Annotated in this window: 19 protein-coding genes, 2 tRNA genes and 1 pseudogene; 7 read left to right on the top strand and 15 right to left on the bottom strand. The window is 63.3% G+C overall.

Annotated elements, in window-relative coordinates:
* Window positions 1-77: 77 nt before the first annotated feature.
* The 6 genes from VI26_RS21945 to VI26_RS21920 form a co-directional block, all read right to left on the bottom strand.
* Window positions 78-659 carry a uracil-DNA glycosylase family protein gene (locus VI26_RS21945; RefSeq protein WP_048411887.1) on the bottom strand — a complete coding sequence of 194 codons (582 nt, stop codon included), beginning with the start codon at window positions 657-659 and terminating at the stop codon, window positions 78-80.
* Between the two features lie 12 nt (window positions 660-671).
* Window positions 672-1,835, bottom strand: coding sequence for a cell division protein ZapE (zapE, locus tag VI26_RS21940; RefSeq protein WP_048411886.1), 1,164 nt, complete (start codon window positions 1,833-1,835; stop codon window positions 672-674).
* Between the two features lie 113 nt (window positions 1,836-1,948).
* Window positions 1,949-2,572: a thiol:disulfide interchange protein DsbA/DsbL gene (locus tag VI26_RS21935; protein WP_048411885.1), complete on the bottom strand. Its 624-nt coding sequence runs from the start codon at window positions 2,570-2,572 to the stop codon at window positions 1,949-1,951.
* A 50-nt stretch (window positions 2,573-2,622) separates the two neighbouring features.
* Window positions 2,623-2,943 (bottom strand): hypothetical protein, encoded by a 321-nt coding sequence (locus VI26_RS21930; RefSeq protein WP_156183997.1) that lies wholly within the window; start codon window positions 2,941-2,943, stop codon window positions 2,623-2,625.
* A 493-nt stretch (window positions 2,944-3,436) separates the two neighbouring features.
* On the bottom strand, window positions 3,437-4,261 hold the full coding sequence (locus tag VI26_RS21925) for an alpha/beta hydrolase (protein WP_053074583.1): 825 nt from the start codon (window positions 4,259-4,261) through the stop codon (window positions 3,437-3,439).
* 281 nt (window positions 4,262-4,542) lie between these two features.
* The gene (locus VI26_RS21920; protein WP_156183996.1) at window positions 4,543-5,175 is read right to left on the bottom strand and encodes a response regulator; all 633 of its coding nucleotides are present in this window, start codon (window positions 5,173-5,175) and stop codon (window positions 4,543-4,545) included.
* 110 nt (window positions 5,176-5,285) lie between these two features.
* Between VI26_RS21920 and VI26_RS21915 the strand changes: the two genes are divergently transcribed.
* Complete coding sequence (locus tag VI26_RS21915; RefSeq protein ID WP_082151208.1) at window positions 5,286-8,216, top strand: hybrid sensor histidine kinase/response regulator; 2,931 nt, start codon at window positions 5,286-5,288, stop codon at window positions 8,214-8,216.
* A 227-nt stretch (window positions 8,217-8,443) separates the two neighbouring features.
* Window positions 8,444-8,773 carry a DHCW motif cupin fold protein gene (locus VI26_RS21910; protein ID WP_048411883.1) on the top strand — a complete coding sequence of 110 codons (330 nt, stop codon included), beginning with the start codon at window positions 8,444-8,446 and terminating at the stop codon, window positions 8,771-8,773.
* Between the two features lie 7 nt (window positions 8,774-8,780).
* On the opposite strand, the gene VI26_RS21905 is transcribed toward VI26_RS21910, so the two are convergent.
* Window positions 8,781-9,740 (bottom strand): restriction endonuclease, encoded by a 960-nt coding sequence (locus VI26_RS21905; RefSeq protein ID WP_082151207.1) that lies wholly within the window; start codon window positions 9,738-9,740, stop codon window positions 8,781-8,783.
* A 277-nt stretch (window positions 9,741-10,017) separates the two neighbouring features.
* On the opposite strand from VI26_RS21905, the gene VI26_RS21900 reads away from it, so the two are divergent.
* The 4 genes and pseudogenes from VI26_RS21900 to VI26_RS24115 form a co-directional block, all read left to right on the top strand.
* Window positions 10,018-10,740 (top strand): aspartate/glutamate racemase family protein, encoded by a 723-nt coding sequence (locus VI26_RS21900; protein WP_048411882.1) that lies wholly within the window; start codon window positions 10,018-10,020, stop codon window positions 10,738-10,740.
* An 83-nt stretch (window positions 10,741-10,823) separates the two neighbouring features.
* Window positions 10,824-11,252, top strand: a complete 429-nt coding sequence (locus VI26_RS21895) for a molybdopterin-binding protein (RefSeq protein ID WP_048411881.1) — start codon at window positions 10,824-10,826, stop codon at window positions 11,250-11,252.
* A 7-nt stretch (window positions 11,253-11,259) separates the two neighbouring features.
* On the top strand, window positions 11,260-11,466 hold the full coding sequence (locus VI26_RS21890) for a hypothetical protein (RefSeq protein WP_048411896.1): 207 nt from the start codon (window positions 11,260-11,262) through the stop codon (window positions 11,464-11,466).
* Window positions 11,467-11,776: 310 nt separating this feature from the next.
* Window positions 11,777-11,956 (top strand): annotated as a pseudogene (locus VI26_RS24115) (DUF1801 domain-containing protein); the annotation flags it as partial.
* Here VI26_RS24115 and VI26_RS21885 read toward each other — a convergent pair.
* The 5 genes from VI26_RS21885 to VI26_RS21865 form a co-directional block, all read right to left on the bottom strand.
* On the bottom strand, window positions 11,945-12,706 hold the full coding sequence (locus VI26_RS21885) for a hypothetical protein (RefSeq protein ID WP_048411880.1): 762 nt from the start codon (window positions 12,704-12,706) through the stop codon (window positions 11,945-11,947). The pseudogene VI26_RS24115 and the gene VI26_RS21885 overlap by 12 nt on opposite strands.
* 176 nt (window positions 12,707-12,882) lie before the next feature.
* On the bottom strand, window positions 12,883-14,304 hold the full coding sequence (locus VI26_RS21880) for an efflux transporter outer membrane subunit (RefSeq protein ID WP_048411879.1): 1,422 nt from the start codon (window positions 14,302-14,304) through the stop codon (window positions 12,883-12,885).
* On the bottom strand, window positions 14,297-17,431 hold the full coding sequence (locus tag VI26_RS21875; RefSeq protein ID WP_048411878.1) for an efflux RND transporter permease subunit: 3,135 nt from the start codon (window positions 17,429-17,431) through the stop codon (window positions 14,297-14,299). Before VI26_RS21875 ends, VI26_RS21880 begins: the two co-directional genes overlap by 8 nt.
* A 10-nt stretch (window positions 17,432-17,441) precedes the next feature.
* A complete protein-coding gene (locus tag VI26_RS21870; protein ID WP_197081565.1) occupies window positions 17,442-18,536 on the bottom strand; it encodes an efflux RND transporter periplasmic adaptor subunit in 1,095 nt (364 codons plus the stop codon).
* 380 nt (window positions 18,537-18,916) lie between these two features.
* Window positions 18,917-19,693, bottom strand: a complete 777-nt coding sequence (locus tag VI26_RS21865) for an ABC transporter substrate-binding protein (protein WP_197081564.1) — start codon at window positions 19,691-19,693, stop codon at window positions 18,917-18,919.
* A 276-nt stretch (window positions 19,694-19,969) separates the two neighbouring features.
* On the opposite strand from VI26_RS21865, the gene VI26_RS21860 reads away from it, so the two are divergent.
* Window positions 19,970-20,407: a thioesterase family protein gene (locus VI26_RS21860; RefSeq protein ID WP_048411875.1), complete on the top strand. Its 438-nt coding sequence runs from the start codon at window positions 19,970-19,972 to the stop codon at window positions 20,405-20,407.
* A gap of 55 nt (window positions 20,408-20,462) precedes the next feature.
* Here the strand turns inward: VI26_RS21860 and VI26_RS21855 are convergent.
* From VI26_RS21855 to VI26_RS21845, 3 genes are all read right to left on the bottom strand, one after another.
* Window positions 20,463-20,553 (bottom strand) — tRNA-Ser (locus tag VI26_RS21855).
* A gap of 73 nt (window positions 20,554-20,626) precedes the next feature.
* A tRNA-Ser gene (locus VI26_RS21850) sits at window positions 20,627-20,717 on the bottom strand.
* 62 nt (window positions 20,718-20,779) lie between these two features.
* Window positions 20,780-21,913, bottom strand: coding sequence for a GNAT family N-acetyltransferase (locus tag VI26_RS21845; RefSeq protein ID WP_048411874.1), 1,134 nt, complete (start codon window positions 21,911-21,913; stop codon window positions 20,780-20,782).

Here is a 21,913-nt window from a genome sequence, read left to right as displayed (position 1 = left end):
ACATGAGCATTTTGAGCTTGGTTTCAACGCCCATTTCTATCCATCCCGCCGACGCGCAGCAGACTTTGAACAGGCTCTTAGCCGCGCTCCAGCACCTGCGCCACCCGCTGCCGCAAAGCCGGCAACAGCTCGGCCTCGAACCAGGGATGGCGGCGCAGCCACAGCTGATTGCGCGGGCTGGGATGCGGCAAGGGCAGCAAGGCCGGCCAGTGCTCGCGCCAGCGCTCCACCGCCTCGGTCAGCCGCGGATAGCGGCCCGGCAGATGATAGCGCTGCGCGTACTGCCCCAGCAGAATCGTCAATTGCAGATGCGGCAGGCCGGCCAGCAAGGGCTGGCGCCAGGCGGCCGCGCATTGCGGCGGCGGCGGCAAATCGCCGGACTTGCCGGTGCCAGGGTAACAGAAAGCCATCGGCAGGATGGCGATGCGGGTTTCATCATAAAACACCGTCTTGTCCACGCCCAGCCAATCGCGCAAGCGCTCGCCGCTGGGGTCGTCGAACGGCAGGCCGGACGCGTGCACGCGCCGCCCCGGCGCCTGGCCGGCGATCAGGATGCGCGCGTCCGGATGCCATTGCAGCACCGGGCGCGGGCCAAGTGGCAGGCTGTCCACGCACAGCCGGCAGGCGCGCACTTCTTGCAGCAGGCCGGCGGCGTCCATGCGCGTCGCCGTTTACAGCACCACGCCGACCGGCGGCTGGTCGTGGGTCTGGCCGACGGACTGGTGCGGCAGCTCCAAATAGCTGCGCGATTGCATCTCGGTCAGCCGGCTGGCGGTGCGGAAGAATTCGCTGGCCTGCACCCCCTCGGTGTACAGCTGTTCCGGCTCGGCGGCGGCGGAAGCCACCAGCTTGACGCGGTTGTCGTAGAACACGTCCACCAGCCAGGTGAAGCGGCGGGCGATGGACGCCTCGCGCGCGGTGATCCTGGGGATGCCGCTGACGAAGACGGTATGGTATTCGGTGGCGATTTCCAGATAATCGGTCTGCGCGCGCGGGCCGTCGCACAGGGCCAGGAAATCAAACCAGATCACCCCGGCGGCCAGGCGCTTGACCGGAATCTCGCGGCCCAGCACCTCGATGGCGCGTTTTTTCTGCTCCACGCCGTGGCTCAGGCGCTGGAACAGCTGCTCCATCTTCTCCTCGTTAGCCGCGTCAGCGGGCACCATGAACAGCGGTTCGCGCGTCAGCTCGCGCAGCCGGTAGTCGTTGCCGCCGTCCACGTTCAGCACTTTCAGCTCGCGCTTGATCAACTCGATGGTGGGCAGGAAGTTCTGCCGTTGCAGGCCATTGGGATAGAGACTATCCGGCGCGTAATTGGAAGTGGTGACCAACACCACGCCGCGCTCGAACAAGGCCGACAGCAGTCGGCCCAGCATCATCGCGTCGGCGATGTCGCTGACGTGGAATTCATCGAAGCACAGCAGGCGGGTGTCGCGGGCGATCTTGTCGGCATAGGCCAGCAGCGGGTCCTTGCTGCCGGCCAGCGCGCGCAGCTCGCGGTGCACCTCGGCCATGAAGTTGTGGAAATGGATGCGGCGCTTGCGGCGGTAAGGCACGCAGGCGTAGAAGGCGTCCATCAGAAAACTCTTGCCGCGCCCCACTCCGCCCCAGAAATACAGGCCCTTGGGCACGTCCGGGCTGCGCAGGCTACGTCCGAGGAAGCGATTACGCTTGCTCTTGAACTCCACCAGCTGGTGCCACAGCAGGTCCAGCTCCTCGATCGCCGCCGCCTGGGCCGCGTCGTGGATGAAGCCGGGTTTTTCGCTGGCGGCCTGATACCAGGCCTTGGGGCTGAGATGGGCGTTCCCATCCGGGGAGAAAGTATGCTGGGACATGGGTGGCGGAGTGTGCAAACGCTATAAACGATACGGCCTGCCATCATACCCCGTTTGCGCGCGCGGGCAAAAACGATGCCGCCGCCCGCAGGCGGCGGTGTTCGCCATCCTGCTCAGATTTCGCCGTTTCTTTGCGCCCGCACCTTGGCCAGCAATGCATCCAACACCTCTCTGCTTCGCTCCGGCGCTGCCGCGGCAATCGCATATTTGCCGTCCACCACCAGCATGGGCGTACTGAAGATCCGGTAATCCTTGGTGAACTTGGCGATGGCCTCCACTTGCGCCTTGACCGCGAAGGAACGGTACACCGCCATGGTCTTGGCCACGTCCACGCCCGGCTGACGGCGCAGCCAGGTTTCAAACTCCGCCGCCTCACCCAGATTGATCTTGTCGTGCTGCACCGCGCGGAAGGCGGCGGCATGCAAACGATCGGTCAAACCCGCGACACTAAAGGTAGCGAACACTTGGGCGAACCCTGCCATCGGCTTGCCCCACACCACATGCTTGCGCACCACGCTCACATCCGCCGGCTGGGTCTTCAACCAGGCCGATACCGCCGCGTCCTGAGCATAGCAATGCCGGCATGGGTAAGAAAAAAACTCCGCCACTTCGATCTTGTCACCACTGGACACCGGATGCGGCTTGGGCAATACCAAGTAATCCTTGCCCACCACGACCTGAGCTTGCGCCGCGCCCAAGGCCAATAAAAACCAGCACAATAGCAAGAATGCTCTCATGACAACTCCACTCAATTGATTCCATTGCCGGCCAACAGCCCGCCCCAGGCTCAGGCCGTGGCCTGCAAAGTCGGCGCCTCGACCGTCTTTTCCACTTTGTTAAACTTGGGCTCGACCTTGCCCAATGCGCGCAGGCGCTGCAGCTCCTCCCGCAACAGCTTGATTTCTTCCTGCATTTTCTGGCGCATGTCCGCCTCCGCCTTGCGCACGTCCAGACTCAGTTTTTTATCCATTTCCGCCGTCAATTTCTCATCCAGAAACGACTCGTACTTCTTGAACAACTCATCGCGGTAAACATCCAGCTGCAAACGCAACATGAGGTTCTCCTCCTCCATTTCGGCCAATTTGTGCTGGAACTGGGCGACATTCATATTGAAGTTCATGCTTCCTCCTAGCAGATGGCTCACAGACGCGCGGCCCGCCCGCACCGACAAGCCAGAGCGGGATTCCGCTTAAAAAAATATCCCTCTCCCAGCGGGGAGAGGGAGGCAAACAGGGTGGGTTTGCAATAGACACTAGGCAGCTCACCACCGGGGGATCGGCGTGAGACCCCATGCGGCAGAAGCGCCGCACAAGATGAGGCCAGTATGCGCAAACGCGCCGTCCAAAAATATCTGACCAGTACGAAAAGCCGACGGCAGCACGAGCCAACGCCGGCGGCGCGTCTCAGAACCTGTACAAAGTCTGCTGCGCTTCGGCGATACGGCGTTGAACAGCGAATAGGCGGGGTCTTGAAATAGGAAACAGGCGGTTCAAGCTTGGTGAGCGAGAATGATGACAGGCGCTACGGTGAATTCGGCGGGGCATGCCGACACCAGCAAAACGCTGAGGAGCGCCCCAATCAAGAGGATTTCACTTTGAGGTTCAATATTTGATCACCCTATCAAGCGCCCTCTGCCACGCGGCCTCATCTCGCCGATAACAAGCGTCATGATCCCCGCCTTGCATGAACAACTTGGCTTTAGGCCGCGAGCTGAGTTGATATAGGCGCTCGCCCAATGCCATCGGCACCACATCGTCGCCGGAGCAATGAATGAATAGCTTTGGCGCGGCAATGGCCGCCAGCTTGGAATAGGAAGAGAAATCATGGCGAATCAGCGCGTCAAACGGCAGCCATGAGGCGGTATAGGATTTGGCGATGTCCGCGACGGACAAGAAACCGCCGTCGACAATCACTCCGTCCACGCCCAGCGACACCGCGGCCATGTCCATCGCGATGGCTCCGCCCAGGGAGTGACCGTAGACCAGGTGCTTGGACGCTTCCGGCGACCGTTGCTTGAACGCTTGCCAGGCCACCCTGGCATCGGCGTAAACCGAATGCTGCGAGGGCAAGTACCAGGCGCCGTCGCCATAGCCGCGGTAGTCGATCGCCATTACCGCCAGGCCCAGCCGGCGCAGACTGAGAATCAGATCGATATCGGTGTGCAGCGTGCTGTCGTTGCCGTGCAAAAACAGCACCGCCGGCGCGATGGGCGATTCGGCCGGCAGCCACCACGCATGCACCAGGCCGCCGCCTTCCGCCTGGGGAACAGGCAGCCAGTCCTCCTTGAAGGCCACTCCGTAATCTTGCGGCGTCTTGCCGGTTTGATACGAGGGACTGAGGATGAAGTATCGCTGCGCCAGTTCCCATAGACTCAGCGCCAGCAGAACGGCGACCAACAAGGCCAGGATTTTTTTAAGCGTGCCCATGCGCACCGCCAGACTTTGACACACCACTCGCCATCAAAAAGCACCCAGTTCAATATAAACGCCATGCTCACCTGCTTGCCGTCTTTCAGGCCCAGGCGAAATCCAATCCGGCAGCATAGCCATGCTCGATGCGAGGGGATATTTGACCAGTACGAAATCCGTGCCGCGCGGCGGAAGCGGCTATCACGCCCCTCTTCGGCCTTGCGCGCAAAGAGGAATGGAGGGAACCCGAGGAGGAAAAGCGGCACCAAGAATGATGCCGTGAAGAGCATGACAGGGAGTCAGGACTGGAATAGCAGCAGCAAGTCCGCATCGCGTTCCGCGCCCAGCTTGCGCATGGCGCTGGCTTTCTGGGTACTGATGGTTTGCTTGCTGCGCTTGAGTTTGGCGGCGATGTCGTTCACCGTCAGACCGGCGACGAAGAGCCGCACCACTTCCGCCTCGCGCGCGGTCAGCGCGCGCTGGCCGGCCGGCTGAGCCAGCTTGTCCGCCTCCAGCAGACGCTCCACCGCCGGGGAGAAGTAGGCCGTTTTAGCCATGGCGCCGTACACCGCCGGCAACAGGTGCTCGATGGCGTCTGACTTGCTCAGGATGCAATGAATGCCCAGGCCACGCAGCGAGCGCACCACCAGCGCGTTGTCCATCATGGTGAGCACCACGATGCCCAGTTCCGGGTACAGCCGGCGCAGGCGCTCGAACATTGCCGCGCCGTCGCCGGATTCACAACCGGGCATGGAGTAATCGGACACCAGCACATCGCAAGGCTGGCTCGCCAGCATATCCCACAAGGCGGTGGCGCTATTGGCCTTGCCCGCCACCCGGATGGCGCGCTGGCCTTGCAAGGCATGCTCCAGGCCGCTGAGCACCGAGGGATGATCATCCACCAGGAAGACTGTTATTTCCGCTGCCGTCATGTCATCCACATGAAATTTAAACAATTGTTTTCAACACAATCTATTTTTATAGCTAAGCAAATATACTGAAAATGGTCAACCGCCCAGCCAAGCCCCCCGCCGGAAGCCGCATGCGCAATTCTAGCTCCTCCTCCCCTCAAAGCCAGCCGCTCAGCCGCCTGCGGCGTATCCAGCGCATCACTTTGTTTGGTGGTGGCATCGCCATTTCGCTGGCGCTGCTGGCCTTGACCCTGTTATCGCTATGGCTGTCCGGCAAGGAAATGCTGGCGGACCGGCACCGGATGTTCGATGCGGAAAATACGGCGCTGAAGGTGGTGCTCAGAGGACATGCGATCGATCTCCACCACCAGGTCAGCCAAGCCGAGGCGGCGTGGAAAGCGCTACCCAAGGCAAGTCCGGCGCTACTGCGCCAATTCACTACGTACAACGGCGAAGCCTGGCTGCAAGCCTCCCCGGCTCATCCTCCGGCACTGGCCATGGGCGAACTCTCCACTCAATATCCGCCCCCCCGTTTCGAACCTTATCTGGCGCTGGCGGAGCATGCCGCCAGCGCGATGTGCGGCGGCGACTGCGAGTTGAGGAAGTCAGTAAACGCCTATTTGTATAGCCCGGACCAGCGGTTTCTGGCGATTGTCTCCCCCAGCCTGCCCTCGGTGGCTTCAGCCAAGCCGGACACCAGGGCTGCTCTTCGGCTGAGTGTTTTCAGCAATATGCCCAATCCGACAGCCGACCGTCAGCCGGCCTGGCAGGCCTCCGCCGCCGCGCCGCTGACCGGCCGCCCCGCCATCCGTCTGGCGCAAGCCGCCGTGGTCGACGGCGCGCCCGTCGCTGTCTTCGCCAGGGATATTCGCATCGATAGCTTGCTGAATACCTGGCGGCCGGACATCCGCGATGAAACCACCTTGCTCGCCAGCCCGATGGGGCCGCTGCACATCAGCGTAGGCTGGCAAGCACAACAAGGCTCGCAACTGATCGCGACCCTCCGCGACATGGCCCTGCCCCCCATAGACGACACGGTGTCCGACCTCCAATACCGCGATGGCCTGTTCATCCTGCGCGCCCGCCTTCCCACCCCTGGCTGGGTTCAGATCCAGGTCTTTCCATGGCAGAGCCTGCTGAATGATTTGAGGCTGTCGCTGATCATCAACCTCAGCGCACTGCTGTTTGCCCTTACCTGCCTGTGGACCATCATCCTGCTGCTGGACCGCAAGATCTTCAAACCCGCTTTTTCCAACGCCCAGCGCATTTTTGAAAGCGAGAACCTGAACCGCATCATGGTGGACACCTCCCCCTCCGGCCTGACGCTGCTGTCCATCGCCGACGGCACGGTGCTGCTGGAAAACGAGGTGATGAGGCAATGGACGCGGATAGGCTCGACAGCCCACCCGCCCCTGCGCCTGCAGTTGCTGGACAGCCACCTGGCCGCGTCCCCGCTCGGCGCCACGCCTTGCCACCGCGACATCCAGTTTGCGCTGGCGGACGGCCAGGCCATGGAACTGCACAGCACCACCATGGCCACGCGTTACCAGGGCATCCGGGTCTTGCTGTGCAATGTGGTGGACATCACCGCGCGCAAGGTGCTGGAGCGCCAACTGGAAACCGCGCGCCAAACGGCTGAAGCGGCCAGCCAAGCCAAGTCCTCTTTCGTGGCCATGGTCAGCCATGAGATCCGCACCCCGCTGCACGCCATCGTCAGCAGCCTGGATTTGCTCGGCCGCGCCCGGCTGGCCGCGCCGCAACAACAGCGCCTGGCGGTAGCGAATCATTCGTCCCAGGCCTTGCTGGCCATCATCAATGACATCCTGGACCTGTCCAAGGTGGAATCCGGGCTGTTGCGCGTGGAGAGCATTCCCTTCGATCTGGCCGCGCTGGGTCGCGAAGCCGCAGCCAGCATGGAGCCGCTGGCCCGCGCCAAGGGCCTGGAATTTTCCTGCATGATGGACGCGCAATTGGCGCCGGCTTATCTGGGCGACCCCGTCCGTGTCCGGCAGATCATGCTGAATCTGCTCGGCAACGCCATCAAGTTCACGCTCAGCGGCGAAGTGTTGCTGGAGGTTTATCTTCAGGATGACGGCCGCGCGGATTCGCCGGTGCGCATCGGCGTGACGGACAGCGGCGTGGGCATCCCCGCCGAATACCACGACCAGGTGTTCACCGAGTTTTCCCAGGCGGACGCCTCCATCACCCGCCGCTTCGGCGGCACCGGCCTGGGCCTGTCGCTTTGCAAGAAGCTGGCGGAACTGCTGGCGGGGACGATCGAATTCACCTCCACCCCGGGTGTGGGCAGCACCTTCGTGGTGACCCTGCCCTTGCCGCCCTGCGCCGCAGTACCGGTTGCCCAGCCAGTTGCCAAGCCGCCCGCCATTCTGCCAGACCCTGCCACGCCGGCGGCCCGCATCCTGGTAGTGGACGACCACCCGGCGATTCGGACGCTGATCCAGGACCAGCTCCGCGAACTGGGCCATCAGGCGGATACCGCCGCCAGCGGCGCCGCCGCGTTGGCGCTGGCCACCCGTCAGGATTACGCCTTGGTGCTGACCGATCTGAGCATGCCGGACATCAGCGGCTATAGCCTGGCCCGGGCGCTGCGCGACAGCGGCTTCTCCGCTCCCATCGTCGCCATCACCGCACAGGCCAGCAAGGCCGAACAGCCGCTCTGCGCGCAGGCCGGCATCGACGAGCTCATGCTCAAGCCCTTTACCCTGGAGGAACTAGACCAGGTTATCCGCAAACACTTGGCTTTGAGCCCCGCCAGCGCCCGGCTCCCCACAGCGCCCGCGCCCTTGTCTGCCTCCCGGCGCGCCGAGCTGCTGAGCGCGCTGGACCATGCTCTTCTACTGATGCGGCAGGCCTTGAAAGGAGCGGACGCGCCTCTATTCATGCAGCAGCTGCACGCCACCAAGGGCGCGTTCGCCATGGCGGGCTTGGCGCCGGTGGCGGAGTTGTGCGCGGAAATCGAGCAGCTGGCAGCAGCCGGCCCGCACGAAGAGATAGGCGCGCTGCTGGATCGGCTGGAGGCGCTGGCGCACGCGAGACTTTGAACAGGCTCCAAGACCGCTATCGCGGCCCGGGGACATCGGCGACAATGGCCAGGCGCTTAGAACCTGTTTACGATCTTGCGAGCTAAGGCGAGACAAGGCGAAAACGGCTGAGAAAGCGGAATGTACACGTGGTACATGAGCATTTCGAAGGTGTTTTCAACGCTGTATCGCCGACGCGCAGCAGATCGTAAACAGGTTCTTAGAACCCCTACCCAAGAGGAGCCGCCATGAAAATATCCGATCTTCCATTCGGCATCAGCGATTGGTCCGCGCTGGAGCCCACCCAACATGCCGGCGAAACCGGCTGCGCCTATTGGCGCACCCAGCGCTTCGGGGACATCCGCGTCCGCATGGTGGAATACACGCCGGGCTACCGCGCGGATCACTGGTGCGTCAAAGGCCACATCCTGCTGTGTCTGGAGGGGGTGCTGCACACCACGCTGGCGGACGGCCGCAGCTTCACCTTGACGCCCGGCCTCAGCTATCAAGTCGCCGACGACGCTGAACCGCATCTGTCCCATACCGAAACCGGCGCCAAGCTGTTCATCGTCGATTAAGGCCGGCTCAAGCTGTCTCCATCGCTTTTTGCCGCATCCGCAGTATCTGCTTGCAGCGAGGATAGCCAGGGCAGCCCCAGAAGTCGGGCCGACCGCCCTTGCCGGCGACATGGCGCATCGTGGCGCCGCAGCCGGGACAGGTCGGAGTGCGGTAATCGCCGGCGGTGGCGAACGCCAACAACTGCTGCCGGGCGCCGCCGGGCAGGCGCTCGATCAGCGTCAACAACATCTCCCCGTCGATCAAGCTAATGTGATTGCTTCGCGCCACGGTCTTGGCATCGTCGGAGAATCTGCCGCTGGTCATGAAAAAAGCCTTGGCGATTTTCTCGTGAGTCATTACGCCCAGCAACTCACGGATAGGCTTCACGCCGACATAGCGCTCGCCCCAGGCCTTGCATTGCACTAGCGAGGTGGCGCGGCCGGAATCATCCTGGAACAACCGGATATCGATGCCGCCGTCCGGCCCCAGCGGCGTGGTTTCGGAACGAATGCCTTTCAATTCGTAAAATTTCTGGCAGACATCCTCAAACCGCTTCCATTCGATGTCGCGGATCAAGCCCAACGACCATTGCGCGGGCCGCTCCTCGCTGGCCGCGGGGGTCTTGCTCGCCGGGTATTCCCGGAACGCCGGTTCCAGCGGCAATGGCGTCCCTCTCGCCGCCACCGGATCGATTTTGAAACTAAACCGCGGCTTAGCGGCCCGCCGCGACAGGGACAGCGCGGCCAAAACCAGGAAGAACAGCGCAATGGGCCAGCCCAGCGCGGAAAACGCCTCGGCTAGCGGCTTCAGCAATGGATTACTGGCCCCGAACGCCGGCAAGGCGCTTTTCAAAATCAGCAGGCTGAGCCCGGCCAAAGCGGCGCTCACATACCAGGGCGCGGCGATAAGAACCTGTTTACGATCTGCTGCGCGTCGGCGATACGGCGTTGAAAACCGTTTCGAAATGCTCATGTACCGCTTGTACATTCCGCTTTCTCAACCGTTTTCGCCTTGTCTCGCTCTTGCTCGCGAGATCGTAAACACGTTCTAAGAAGCTGGGCTAAGCTTTCCTTTCTTTGCCGATATCTGCGTGCCATATTCCGCTCATTTATTATTCCAAAGGCATTTTAATGGCATGGCGCGCATTCGCGCAAACGCGAGGCTCTGGCCACCATCCATCCATTGCCATACTCTTGCATCGAATACCGATGCCCTTGCCCGGCATCAGGGACACCCTCTTCCGCAATCACCATCAAGGAACGCCATGAGAACCCTCGGCCTGCTGGGCGGTATCAGCTGGGTATCGACGCTGGATTACTATCGCTACCTGAACGAAGGCGTCAACGCGGCGCTGGGCGGCCTCAATTTTGCCGAGTGCGTGGTCTACTCGCTGAATTTCAACGATATCCAGCAGCGCGGTTGGGACGACTGGGAGCACACTCATGCGCTGCTGCTCAAAGGTTGCCTGCATTTGCAAGCCGCCGGGGCCGAGGCCATCGTGCTGTGCGCCAATACCGCGCACGTCGTGGCCGAGCGCCTGGAAGCGGCGGTCGGCCTCCCCATCATCCACATCGCCACGGCGACGGCGCGGGAAATCTCACAGCAGCGGCTGCAGACCGTGGGGCTGCTCGGCACCCGATTCACCATGGAGCTGCCGTTTTTCCGGGACAAGATGCGGCAACACGGCATCGAGACCTTGATCCCGGAGGCGCAGCACACCCGCGATTTCATTCAGCGCACGCTGCGCGACGAACTGGGTCGCGGCCTGGCGTCACCGGCCACCAAGAGCGCTTATCTGGAGGTGATTCGGCAGTTGATCGCACGCGGAGCCGAAGGCATCGTCTTCGGCTGCACCGAATTGCCACTGCTGTTGAGTCCGGCCGACGTGCCGGTGCCGGTGTTCGACACCACTCGGATTCATGTCGAAGCCGCGCTAGAGTTCGCGCTCGGCGCAGCAAACATTGAGCAGCTTATTAGACCGAAATAGCTACAGGCGCGCCACCCGCTTCCGCATATACTGTCCGCACATCACCAATGACACCCCCACCCATCCGACATCAAGGACATTCCATGCTCACCAGCGCCCGCAACCAATTCGCCGGCAAAGTCACCGCCATCCATCCCGGAGCGGTCAACGACGAGATCGACATCGCCCTGCCCGGCGGCGAGCTGATCACCGCCGTCATCACCCAGCGCAGCACCGCCAACCTGGGCCTGACCGTGGGTTGCGACGCGCTGGCCATCATCAAGGCTCCCTGGGTGATCCTGGCCAACCCCGAGGCCGGCATCAAACTGTCCACTCGCAACCGCCTGGAAGGCCGGGTGTCCGCGTTGCGCCCGGGCGCGGTGAATGCCGAAGTCGAAATCAAGCTCAATGGTGGTGACACCCTGGTGGCCATCGTCACCCAGGAGAGCGCGGACGATCTGGACCTGGCCGCCGGCAAAGCCATCGTCGCCTTCTTCAAGGCCTCCCACGTGATTGTCGGCGTCCGGATCTGAGCCCGGCATGAAGCCCTCCTCCGCGGCCGAGCGCGCGTCGGCCTCCACCCTGATAGACCGGAGAATCGCCGAACTCAGCGACTGGCGCGGCGCGGCCTTGGAGCGGATGCGGCTGCTGATCCGGGAAGCCGCCCCAGACGTGATCGAAGAATGGAAATGGATGGGCACCCCGGTCTGGTCTTTGCGGGGCATCCTTTACACCGGCGAGTCTTAGAAGCTGTTCAAAGTCTGCTGCGCTTCGTGAAGCGTTGCCCGGTAAGTACCAGCTCAAAATGCTCATGTACCACGTGTACATTCCGCTTTTTCGCTCGTTCTCGCCTTGTCTCGCTCTTGCTCGCAAAACGTTGAACAGGCTCTTAGAACCTGTTTACGATCTGCTGCGCGTCGGCGATACAGCGTTGAAAACGTCTTCGAAATGCTCATGTACCACCTGTACATTCCGCTTTCTCAGCCATTTTCGCCTTGCCTCGCCTTAGCTCGCGAGATCGTAAACAGGTTCTTACGCGTCCGTCGTCAAACTAACCTTCATCAAAGGCGCGGCGCTGCCGGACCCGGCCCAACTGTTCAACGCCAGCCCGGGCGGCAAGGCCAGGCGAGCGATCGATATCCGCGAGGGCGAGGAAGTGGACGCGGAAGCGTTCAAGGCGCTGATTCTGGCCGCCGTCGCGCTCAATGCCGGCAAGCAAGCCGGCCTAGAGCCTTGACCGCTCCGCGGCCGCGCTCCGCCTGTCTCGCAGATAACGCCACACGCCGTTCAGAATAGCCGTCGGCGACAGTTCGGCCATGGCCAGCAAGCCGTGGCCCTCATGGTAGTCCGGATTGTGCTCGACAAAATAGCGCGCCGCCGGACGCGGGTGCTGCAGCCAGAATTGGCGATCAGTCTGGCTGTCCCGAGTCAAAATGCCCAGCTTCACCACGAAGGGGCGCTCCGCCGCTGGCGCCGCCATGCCGAAACTGCCGCACAACTCCGCCGCCAGCCGCGCCAGCGGCTGCTCCATCCCCCGCTCCGGGCTGGGCCACATGCCGGCGGCGTACTTGTGCATCTGGATGAAGCTGGACGGATGGATCATCGCACCCAGGAAATACATGGGCCGCCACGGGCCGCGCAGCCAGTAGCGCAACATGCAGCCAGCCAGGAAAGGCATATTGCTATTGCGGCCGCGGTAGTCTTTGAGCAGACCGGCCTGCCCGCGCAAAACCTTGACTTCGCGCCCCACCGCGCGGCGCTGGAACAGGTGGACGGCGCAATAGCCCACCGCCTGACCGTGTTCGCCGCGATACAGCAGGATGCTGCTGTGCTCGGACTCCGGCAACACCATCTTGCGGAAGGCCGCCCGGTCCATGCCGCTGAAAACGGCGTCGTGCACTTGATAGGCTTCATCCACCAGGCGCTCGCGCCCGGCCATGGTCAACAAGTGCGGATATAGGGTGTCTGAGTGAGTGATGGTGCCCATGGGTCCTCGCGCGGGGTGGAACGTCGAAACGCAGCGCATGGTAAGCAGCGGGTCCGGACATCACCACTGACAGATATGCCAATGTTGTTTTTAATTCGTTCAAGACCACCGGCCCGCGCCCAGGCCAAGCATGAAAAAACCCCGCCAAGGCGGGGTTTGTCGTTTGCTACCGAGGATCAGGACTTGGCCGGGGCTTCCCAGCCGCCGCCCAGCGCCTTGTACAGGCCCACCACGGCATTCAGTTGGTCCAGCTTGGCGCTGACCAGGCCCAACTCGGCCTGGAAGCTGTTGCGCTGCGCGTCCAGCACGTCCAGATAGCCGGCGTAACCGTTATCGTAGCGCAGGTTCGCCAGGCGCAGCGACTTGTTCAAGGCTTGGAACTGCGTGGTCTGCGCCGCCTGGATGTCGCGCGTCGCGCCATAGCCGGACAAGGCGTCCAGCGCGTCCTTGAACGCGCTCTGCACCGTCTTCTGGTACTGCGCCAAGGCTTGCTTCTGCTGCGCGCTGGCGGCGTCGACGGCGTAGCCGGTCTGGCCGAAGTTGAACACCGGCGCCGCCAGGTTGCCGACAAAGCTCCAGGTCCGCGTCGGGCCGGTGAACAGGGTGTCCAGCGACAGGCTTTGCGAACCCAGCGCCCCGCTCAGGCTGATGCTGGGGAAGTAGGCCGCGCGCGCCACGCCGATGCGGGCATTGGCCGCAATCAGCTGCTGCTCGCTGGCGGCGATGTCCGGCCGCCGCTCCAGCAGGCTGGAGGACAGGCCGGCCGGCACTTCCGGCGGGGCCGACAGCGCGTCCAGGCTTTGGCCGCGCTGGATGCCGCCGGCCACCAGTTGCTTGGGCGAGTGGCCGAGCAGCACGCCCAGCGCGCTTTCGGTCTGCTCCAGCGCGCTGGCGATCTGCGGCAACGTGGCGCGGGCGGAAGCCGCTTCAGCCTCGGCCTGTTGTTGGTCCAGCTCCGAGATCAGGCCACCCTTGAAGCGCTTGGTCTGCAGTTTCAGCGATTCCTCGCGGCTTTGCAGCGTGCGCTTGGCGATGTCCAGCTGAGCGTCGTAGGCGCGCAGCTGGAAATAGGTCTGCGCGGTTTGCGCGGCGATCGCCAGCTTGGAGCTGTCGCGGGCGAAGCGGCTGGCGGCGAAGTCGGCGCGCCCCGCCTCCTTGCCGCGGCGCAGCTTGCCCCACAGGTCCAGTTCCCAGGACGCGGTGAGGTTGGCGTTGCGTACGTCGCTGAGCAGCTGCGCGTCCCCCGATGGAGCGGCCGTGGTGGTGGCCGAAGTGCGGCCGCGCTGGTAGCCGGCGTTGGCGTTCAGCGCCGGCAGCAGCTGGGCGCGGGCGATGCCGGCCTGGGCCGCGGCCTCGTCGACGCGGGCGGCGGCGGCGGCCAGGTCCTGGTTTTGTTCCAGCGCTTCGGCGATCAACCGGTCCAGCACCGGATCGTTGAACTGCTGCCACCAGTCCATGGCGATGGCCGGGTTCTGGGCCGCAATTTGGACCTGTCCGCTGTCCGGCAGCTCCAGCTTGGGGCGGCTGTAGTCGGGGCCGACCGCGCAAGCGCTCAACGCCAGCGTCAGCAATGAAGGCATCAGCGCGCGTTTAAGCATCGCCACCCTCCTCCGCCGTTGCCGGCGCTTTGCGCCGCTCCGACGCCTGCATGATCAGCCGGAAGAACAGCGGCACGAAGAAGGTGGCGATGAAAGTGGCGGCCAACATGCCGCCCACCACCGGGGTGCCCAGCGCGCGGCGGCTGGCGGAACCGGCGCCGCTGGAAATCACCAGCGGCACGCAGCCCAGGATGAAGGCCAGCGAGGTCATCACGATGGGACGGAAACGCAGCCGCGCCGCCTCCAGCGCGGCGTCCATCAGCGGCAGGCCCTGCTGGCGCTGTTGCACCGCGAACTCCACGATCAGGATGGCGTTCTTGGCCGCCAGGCCCACCAGGGTGACCACGCCGATCTGGAAATAGACGTTGTTGTCCTGCTGACCGATGACAGCCGCAAGCAAGGCGCCGAACAGCGCAAACGGCACCGAGGTCACCACCGCCAGCGGCAGGCTCCAGCGCTCGTACTGCGCGGCCAGGATCAGGAACACCATCAGGATGCCGAACAGGAAGGCGGTGGCGGCGGTGCCGCCGGCCAGTTTTTCCTGGTAGGCGCTGCCGCTCCAGGCCAGCGCGTAGTCCTTGCCCAGTACTTGCCCGGCCACCTCCTCCAGCGCGCCTATCGCCTGGCCGGAACTGACGCCGGGCGCCGGCTGGGCCAGAATCTTGGCGGCGTTGAAGATGTTGAAGCGATCCACCAGCTCCGGTCCGAAACTGGATTTGACCTGCACCAGGCTGGACAAGGGCACCATCACGCCCTCGGCGGAACGCACATAGATATTGGCGATGTCCTGCGGCCGGGCGCGGAAATCCGCCTCGGACTGCAGCTGCACCTTGTAAGTGCGGCCGAACTTGTTGAAATCGTTGACGTAGAGCTGGCCGAAAGTGGCTTGCAGGGTATCGAACACCTGGGTGATGTCCACGCCCAGCGCCTTGGCCTTCTCGCGGTCCAGGTCCAGGTACTTCTGCGGCACATCGGCGCGGAAAGTGCTGGCCACGCTGGCGAACTCCGGCCGCTGCCGCGCCGCCGCCAACAGTTTTTCCGTCGCCTGGCTGAGCTTTTGCGAGCCTTGGCCGCCGCGGTCCTGCAAATACGCTTCCAGGCCGCCGGTGGTGGACATGCCGATGATGGGCGCCGGGCTGAAGGCGCTCATCACCCCGGCCTGCAAGCTGCGGCCCAGGCGGTTGAACTCGGCGGCCACGGAGGCAGCGTCCTCACCCTTGCCCTTGCGCTGATCCCAATCCTTCAACGTGATGAAACTGGTGCCGCGGTTGGTCTGCTTGGAGCCAGACAGGATGTCAAAACCCGTGAAGGTGGTGACATTTTCCACATTGGGATTGGCCAGCATCAGCCGGTCGAACTCGGCGGTGGCCTTGGCTGTGCGGGTCAGCGCCGCCGCGTCCGGCAAGGCGGTGTTGGCGAACAGCGTGCCCATGTCCTCATTGGGCACCAGCGAGCCCGGCACTTTCTGATACAGGCCCACGGTGGCTGCCAGCACGATGGCGATCAGGCCGCAGGCGACGCCGACGCGGCGGTTGAGAAACAGCACACCCAGCACATAGCGGCCGGTCAGACGCTCGAACGCGCGGTTGAACCACCGGAAAAAGCGCGGCGGCTGGTGATGGCCGGGTTTGAGCAGCAAGGCGCACAAGGCTGGGGTCAGCGTCAACGCGACGATGCCGGAAATGATCACCGACATGGCGATGGTGACGGCGAACTGCTGATACATCACCCCGGTCATGCCGCCCATGAAGGCCACTGGCAGGAACACCGCGCACAATACCAGCACGATGGCCACCAAGGCGCCGGACACCTCCTGCATCGCCAGGACAGCGGCCTCCTTGGCGCCACAGCGGCGCTCGCTCATGATGCGCTCGACGTTTTCCAACACCACGATGGCATCGTCCACCACGATGCCGATGGCCAGCACCATGCCGAACAGCGTCAGCAGATTGATGGAAAAGCCCAGCAGCAGCATGCCGGCGAAAGTGCCGATCAGCGACACCGGCACCGCCACGCAGGGAATCAGCGTGGCGCGGAAATTCTGCAGGAACAGATAGACCACCAGGAATACCAGCACCATGGCCTCGGCCAGGGTCTTGATCACCTCGTTGATAGACACTTTGACGAATTTGGTGGTGTCGAAGGGAATGGCGTAGTCCACCCCGGCTGGGAAGCGGACCTTGAGCTCCTCCATCTTGGCGGCGATGGCGGCGGATACCTTGAGCGCGTTGGCGTTGGGTTGCAGATAGGTGCTGATGCCGACGCTGGGCTTGCCGTTGCGCATGCTGGTCACATCGTAATCGTTGCCGCCCAGTTCCACGCGCGCCACATCCTTGACCCGGATCTTGGAACCATCCGGCATCGAACGCACGATGATGTTCTCGAACTCCTTGGGCTCGCTGAGCCGGCCCTTGGCATTGACGGTATAGGTGAAGTTGATCGCCGCGCTGGTGGGCTGGGCGCCGATCTTGCCGGCGGCGAACTGGGCGTTCTGCTCGCGCACCGCCGCGGCCACATCGGACGGCGTCAGCCCCAGCTGCGCCATGCGGTCCGGCCGCAGCCACAGCCGCATCGCGTAATCGGTGCCGCCCATCATGGACACATCGCCCACACCGGGAATGCGCTTGAGTTCGTCCATCACATTGAGCAGCGCGTAGTTGGACAAGTAGTTGCGGTCATACTGGCCATTGGGCGAGCCGATGGAAATCACGCTGAGCACCGAGGTGGACTTCTTGCGCACGGTGACGCCCTGGCGCTGCACCTCGTCCGGCAACTGCTTCATTGCCGCCTGCACCCGATTGTTGACATCGATGGTGGCTTGGTCCGGATCGGTGCCCACGGTGAAATAGACATTCAGGCTGAGCTGGCCGTTGGAGGCGGCGCTGGATTGCATGTAGAGCATGTTTTCCACGCCGTTGAGCTGCTGCTCCAACGGCGCGGCCACCGTTTCCGCGATGGTCTGCGGCGTGGCGCCCGGATAGTTGGCCGACACCGACACCACCGCGGGGACGATTTGCGGATACTGCTCCACCGGCAGCGCGCGCAAGGCGGCCAGGCCGGCCAGCACGATGACGATGGACAGCACACTGGCGAAGATGGGGCGGTTGATGAAGAAACGCGAGAACATGGTAAGCCCCTCACGCCTTGGCCGGCGCGGCGGTCACCGGCTTGACCGCGGTACCGGGCCTGGCCTGCATCAGGCCGTCGACAATCACCCGCTCACCGGCCTTGAGGCCGGACTCGACCACCATCCGCCCACCCACCTGGGCGCCCAGCTTGACCGTCTTGGCCTGTACCTTGTCATCGGCCCCCACCACCATTAGCTGGGTATCGGCCTGGGCCTGGACTATGGCCTGCTCCGGCACGGTCAGCACATTCTTGCGCATGCCCAGGTCCAGCATCACGCGCACGAACTGGCCAGGCAGCAATTGTCCGGCCGCATTGGGAAATTGAGCGCGCGCGCTGATGGTGCCGGTTTTGGGATCGACGCGATTGTCGCGGAAATCCAGCTCGCCGTTCTGCGCGTACGTCCGGCCGTCGGCCAAGCGGATGCGCACCGGCAAGCCTGCCTGCCGCCCCGAGTTCACCTGCCCAGTGGCCAGGCTGTGTTGATAGTCGAGGCTATCCTGCTCGGAAATGGAAAAATTGACGTAGATGGGATTGAGCTGGGAAATCGTGGTCAGCGGCTCGGTGGCATCCACGCGGATCAAGCTGCCCTCGGATTGCACCTGCTTGCTGGTCAGGCCCGGAATCGGCGCGACGACCCGAGTGTAATCCAGATTGAGCTGGGCTTCCTTGACCTTGGCGTCGGCGGCCTGTTTGGCCGCCTTGGCGTTATTGAGCGCGGACACCGCGTTGTCGTAATCCATGCGCGCCACCGCCTGCTCGCGATACAGCGGGCGGATGCGCTCCAGGTCGGCGCTGGCTTTTTGCAAGGCGGCCAATTGCTGCGCCTGCGCGCCCTTGGCCTGCTCCAGCTGCGCCTGGTACGGCGCGGGGTCGATCTGGAACAAGGCCTGCCCCTGCTTCACCGGCTGGCCTTCCACATAAGTGCGCTTGAGCAGGATGCCGCCGACGCGGGCACGCACTTCAATATCGCGGTAACCGGCGGTTTCACCCACCAGTTCCATCACCATGGGCACGTCGCCGGGCGTCGCGGTCTCCACCGTGACTTGCGGCACGGCCGCCACGGGTTGCGACGGCGAGCCGCAAGCGGCCAGCCAGGCCGGCATGGATAATATCAGGACAAGCGACAATACATGCCGCGACGAATAGCGCATTATGATTTCTCCATATGAGCGGGGATGTGGAATGGGCGGGCAACCCAGGCGCAAGCGGAGGCTTTGTCGCTTGTTATGAACGGATCTATGCCACGAGCGCGGGCAAGGCTGTTCGCAGCAACTTGAAGCGTCGCCCATTAGAACAGCCTGTTATGAAGTGTTTTTTTGGAAAATCTGCGTTTTTGTAAATTGCGGGTAAATTCACATCGAAACCATGTAAATTAATGTGAATGGTATTCAATATCATTATCACGAAGAGAGACCACCGCGCCGGGACTGACCGGAAATATCCGTCGTGACCCAGTTCTGCATTAGGCAATGCCACGGCAGCATTAATCGGTCCGTGATGGGGCGTCCGCCTTCATTCCGGAATCAACTCTGAGCAACATGCTGGCGTAACTACCGTCCTTGCGCATTGCGCGCAAGCCCGCCTCCAACTGCGCCGCGCTCTCCCGCCCCTGCGCCCTGGCCTTGGAAAATGCCAGCCAGAAGCCATCCTGGCTGATGCTGCCCACCTTGCGGACTCTGCCGGCGGCGGCTGGATTGCCGCGGATACGCAACTGCCCCGGCAGCGCGTTCATCAACACATAATCCACGCGCCGCGCCAGCAGCATGCGTATCAAGTCCTCATCCGAGGCCGCCACCGATTTCATAATCCTTACGTCGCGATAAAAGATACTGGGATAGGAGTAATCCTGGGTGATGCCCACCCGCCGGCCAATCAGGTCTTTCAGGCCCAGGCCGGCATCGCCGCTGGCGGCGCGCGCGAAAATGGCCAGCTCTTCGGTGAACATCGGCGTTTGATGCCACCAGAATTGCTCGCGATTGTCATCGGTAATGGTGACGCTAAGGCAGCCCGCCGCCCGGCCGACACGCGCCAGCATCAGGCAGCGCGCAAATGGCACGGTGACGAAGCTAACCGCCACGCCCTGGCGACGGAAGGCCTCGCGCACCAGTTGCGGCGCCAGCCCCCGCGGCGCCGAGCTGACCGCGCCGCGCGCGGAATACGGCGGCCAATCGTCCTCGACGGCGATGAGCAGACCAGGCCCCGCCAGCGCCTCGGCGGCCAGCAGGGCCGAACACAGCATTGCTGCAAACCACGCAGGCATAGCTCCCTCCCGGCCGTGGGTTGACACCACCCATGCATTATTTAACATCAACAATTCATGATCCACCACGTTCTCAGAGCCTGTTCAAAGGCTCGCGCGCCAGAGCGAGATCGTACGCACGAGCCCCGAGTGGCAACAGCGGACTTTCCAGGTTTGAGCGGTTCTTGGCCCGATTGTCACGGCAAAGCGCTTGACCCTCGCGCGCAGGCAATGCCAAGATCATGAATCCACCCCCGCCCTTCATGCGCTAAACCGCTGCTGCTCAAGGAGATTGGCTTGGAACCGTTTTGCCACCCGCTAGAAGTGCGCTGGTCCGACTGCGACGCCAACCAGCATGTCCGCCATACCGCCTATGCCGATTTCTGCACCCATGCCCGCATCGAATGGCTGCGCGGCCAGGGTTTCGGTTTCGAGCAATTTCAGGCCCAGGGTTTCGGCCCGGTCATTTTCAAAGAGTGGACCGAGTATTTCAAGGAACTGCGGCTGAGCGAGCGCATCCACGTGCGGCTGGCCATTGCCGGCCTGAGCCAGGATAGCAAGCGCTTCTGCATCCGCCACGAGATTTATAAGGAAGACGGCCGCCTGGCGGCGCGCCACGAGATCAGCGGCTCATGGATAGACCTGACACTGCGCAAGCTGACCACTCCGCCGCCGGAATTGGGCGCCATCTTCGCTTGGGCCGAGCGCACCGAGGACTTTCAGGCGCTGGATTGAGAAGCGCCAGACGCGAAAAAGCCCTGACTGAAAAGTCAGGGCTTTTTGCTTGCTTTGGCGGAGAGGGGGGGATTCGAACCCCCGTTAGGGTATTACCCTAAACACGCTTTCCAGGCGTGCGACTTAAACCACTCATCCACCTCTCCGGAGGTGTCTTGCTAGTTTGCGCCGGCGGAACCGGAGCAATAAAAAAACCGCCAGGGCAGTTTTTGTCAATTCTGGCGGAGAGGGGGGGATTCGAACCCCCGTTAGGGTATTACCCTAAACACGCTTTCCAGGCGTGCGACTTAAACCACTCATCCACCTCTCCAGAATCCCTGTGGAACAAGGCGCTTGGCGTTTCGTTCACAGAGGCTGCGCAGTATATAAGCTCTATTCATCCGGCGCAAGTGTTTTGTAAGCGGAATGAGAAAAAAGCGTGTCGACATACTCGTCCACCCCTTCCCGCTCGCGCCGCAGCCAGCCGGCTATCGCGCCGCGAAAACGCGGATCGGCAATATAATGGGCGGACCAGGTGCGCTCCGGCTCAAAGCCCCGCGCCAGCTTGTGCTCGCCCTGTGCGCCGCCCTCGAAACAATGCAGGCCGGCGCGGATCGCATACTCCAGGCCCTGGTAATAACACAGCTCGAAATGCAGGCAGGGAATATCGGCCAGCGCGCCCCAGTATCGCCCATACAGCACACCGTTCTGCACCAGGCACAGGCTGGCCGCCAGCGGCGCGCCGTCCCGTTCGGCGACGAACATCAGGCAATGCTGCCCCAGCCGCTCCGCCAGCAGCGCGAAGAAGGCCGGATTCAGATAGGGCGCGGAGCGGCGCTCCAGATAGGTCTGCCGGTAGCAGCGGTAGAAAAACGCCCAGTCCTCGGCGACTATCGCCTCGCCGCGCAATACTCGCACGCCGATGCCGGCCTCGGCCACCTTGCGCCGCTCCTGGCGGATCTTCTTGCGCTTGTCTCGGCTCAGCGTGGCCAGGAAAGCGTCGAAGTCGGCATAGCCGCGGTTGCGCCAGTGGAACTGCACGCCCTCGCGCAATAGCCAGCCGGCCTCCTCCAGGGCGCGCGCCTCTTCGTCGGAGGGAAACAGCACATGGGCCGACGACAGGCCATGCTCCTCCACCACCTGCTCCAGACCGGCGATCAACTGCGGCCAGGCCGCCGCGTCGCCCAGCAAGCGGCGGCCACTCACCGGGCTGAACGGCGAGGCCACCACCAGCTTGGGATAATAGTCCAGGCCGGCGCGGGCATAGGCCTCGGCCCAGGCCCAGTCGAACACGTATTCGCCACGCGGATGCCGCTTCAAATAGGCCGGCGCCAAGGCGCGCAATTCTCCATCCAGCTCCAGGCTCAGCGGCAAGGGCAGCCAGCCGCTGGCCTCGCCCACGCAGCCGGCTTGTTCCAGCGCCTGCAGCCAGCGCCAGCCGGTGAACAGATTGCCGCCCGCCTCCAGCGCGGCCCATTGTTCCGCGCTCCAGGCGCCCACTCCCTCACGCAGTTGCAGTGACACCAT

The organism is Chromobacterium sp. LK1, from assembly GCF_001043555.1.
Classification (GTDB): domain Bacteria; phylum Pseudomonadota; class Gammaproteobacteria; order Burkholderiales; family Chromobacteriaceae; genus Chromobacterium; species Chromobacterium aquaticum.
The sequence above is the reverse complement of the archived record's forward strand: the minus strand, read 5'-3'. Positions and strand labels throughout refer to the sequence as shown.

Bases quoted from the DNA above. Each gene is read 5' to 3' on its own strand.
- VI26_RS21935 (WP_048411885.1), bottom strand. From the start codon at position 2,572: ATGAGAGCATTCTTGCTATTGTGCTGGTTTTTATTGGCCTTGGGCGCG.
- zapE (WP_048411886.1), bottom strand. From the start codon at position 1,835: ATGTCCCAGCATACTTTCTCCCCGGATGGGAACGCCCATCTCAGCCCC.
- VI26_RS21945 (WP_048411887.1), bottom strand. From the start codon at position 659: ATGGACGCCGCCGGCCTGCTGCAAGAAGTGCGCGCCTGCCGGCTGTGC.
- VI26_RS21925 (WP_053074583.1), bottom strand. From the start codon at position 4,261: ATGGGCACGCTTAAAAAAATCCTGGCCTTGTTGGTCGCCGTTCTGCTG.
- VI26_RS21845 (WP_048411874.1), bottom strand. From the start codon at position 21,913: ATGGTGTCACTGCAACTGCGTGAGGGAGTGGGCGCCTGGAGCGCGGAA.
- VI26_RS21865 (WP_197081564.1), bottom strand. From the start codon at position 19,693: ATGCCTGCGTGGTTTGCAGCAATGCTGTGTTCGGCCCTGCTGGCCGCC.
- VI26_RS21880 (WP_048411879.1), bottom strand. From the start codon at position 14,304: ATGCTTAAACGCGCGCTGATGCCTTCATTGCTGACGCTGGCGTTGAGC.
- VI26_RS21885 (WP_048411880.1), bottom strand. From the start codon at position 12,706: ATGGGCACCATCACTCACTCAGACACCCTATATCCGCACTTGTTGACC.
- VI26_RS21905 (WP_082151207.1), bottom strand. From the start codon at position 9,740: ATGTACAAGCGGTACATGAGCATTTCGAAACGGTTTTCAACGCCGTAT.
- VI26_RS21870 (WP_197081565.1), bottom strand. From the start codon at position 18,536: ATGCCGGCCTGGCTGGCCGCTTGCGGCTCGCCGTCGCAACCCGTGGCG.
- VI26_RS21920 (WP_156183996.1), bottom strand. From the start codon at position 5,175: ATGACGGCAGCGGAAATAACAGTCTTCCTGGTGGATGATCATCCCTCG.
- VI26_RS21875 (WP_048411878.1), bottom strand. From the start codon at position 17,431: ATGTTCTCGCGTTTCTTCATCAACCGCCCCATCTTCGCCAGTGTGCTG.
- VI26_RS21895 (WP_048411881.1), top strand. From the start codon at position 10,824: ATGCTCACCAGCGCCCGCAACCAATTCGCCGGCAAAGTCACCGCCATC.
- VI26_RS21915 (WP_082151208.1), top strand. From the start codon at position 5,286: ATGCGCAATTCTAGCTCCTCCTCCCCTCAAAGCCAGCCGCTCAGCCGC.
- VI26_RS21930 (WP_156183997.1), bottom strand. From the start codon at position 2,943: ATGAATGTCGCCCAGTTCCAGCACAAATTGGCCGAAATGGAGGAGGAG.
- VI26_RS21890 (WP_048411896.1), top strand. From the start codon at position 11,260: ATGAAGCCCTCCTCCGCGGCCGAGCGCGCGTCGGCCTCCACCCTGATA.
- VI26_RS21900 (WP_048411882.1), top strand. From the start codon at position 10,018: ATGAGAACCCTCGGCCTGCTGGGCGGTATCAGCTGGGTATCGACGCTG.
- VI26_RS21910 (WP_048411883.1), top strand. From the start codon at position 8,444: ATGAAAATATCCGATCTTCCATTCGGCATCAGCGATTGGTCCGCGCTG.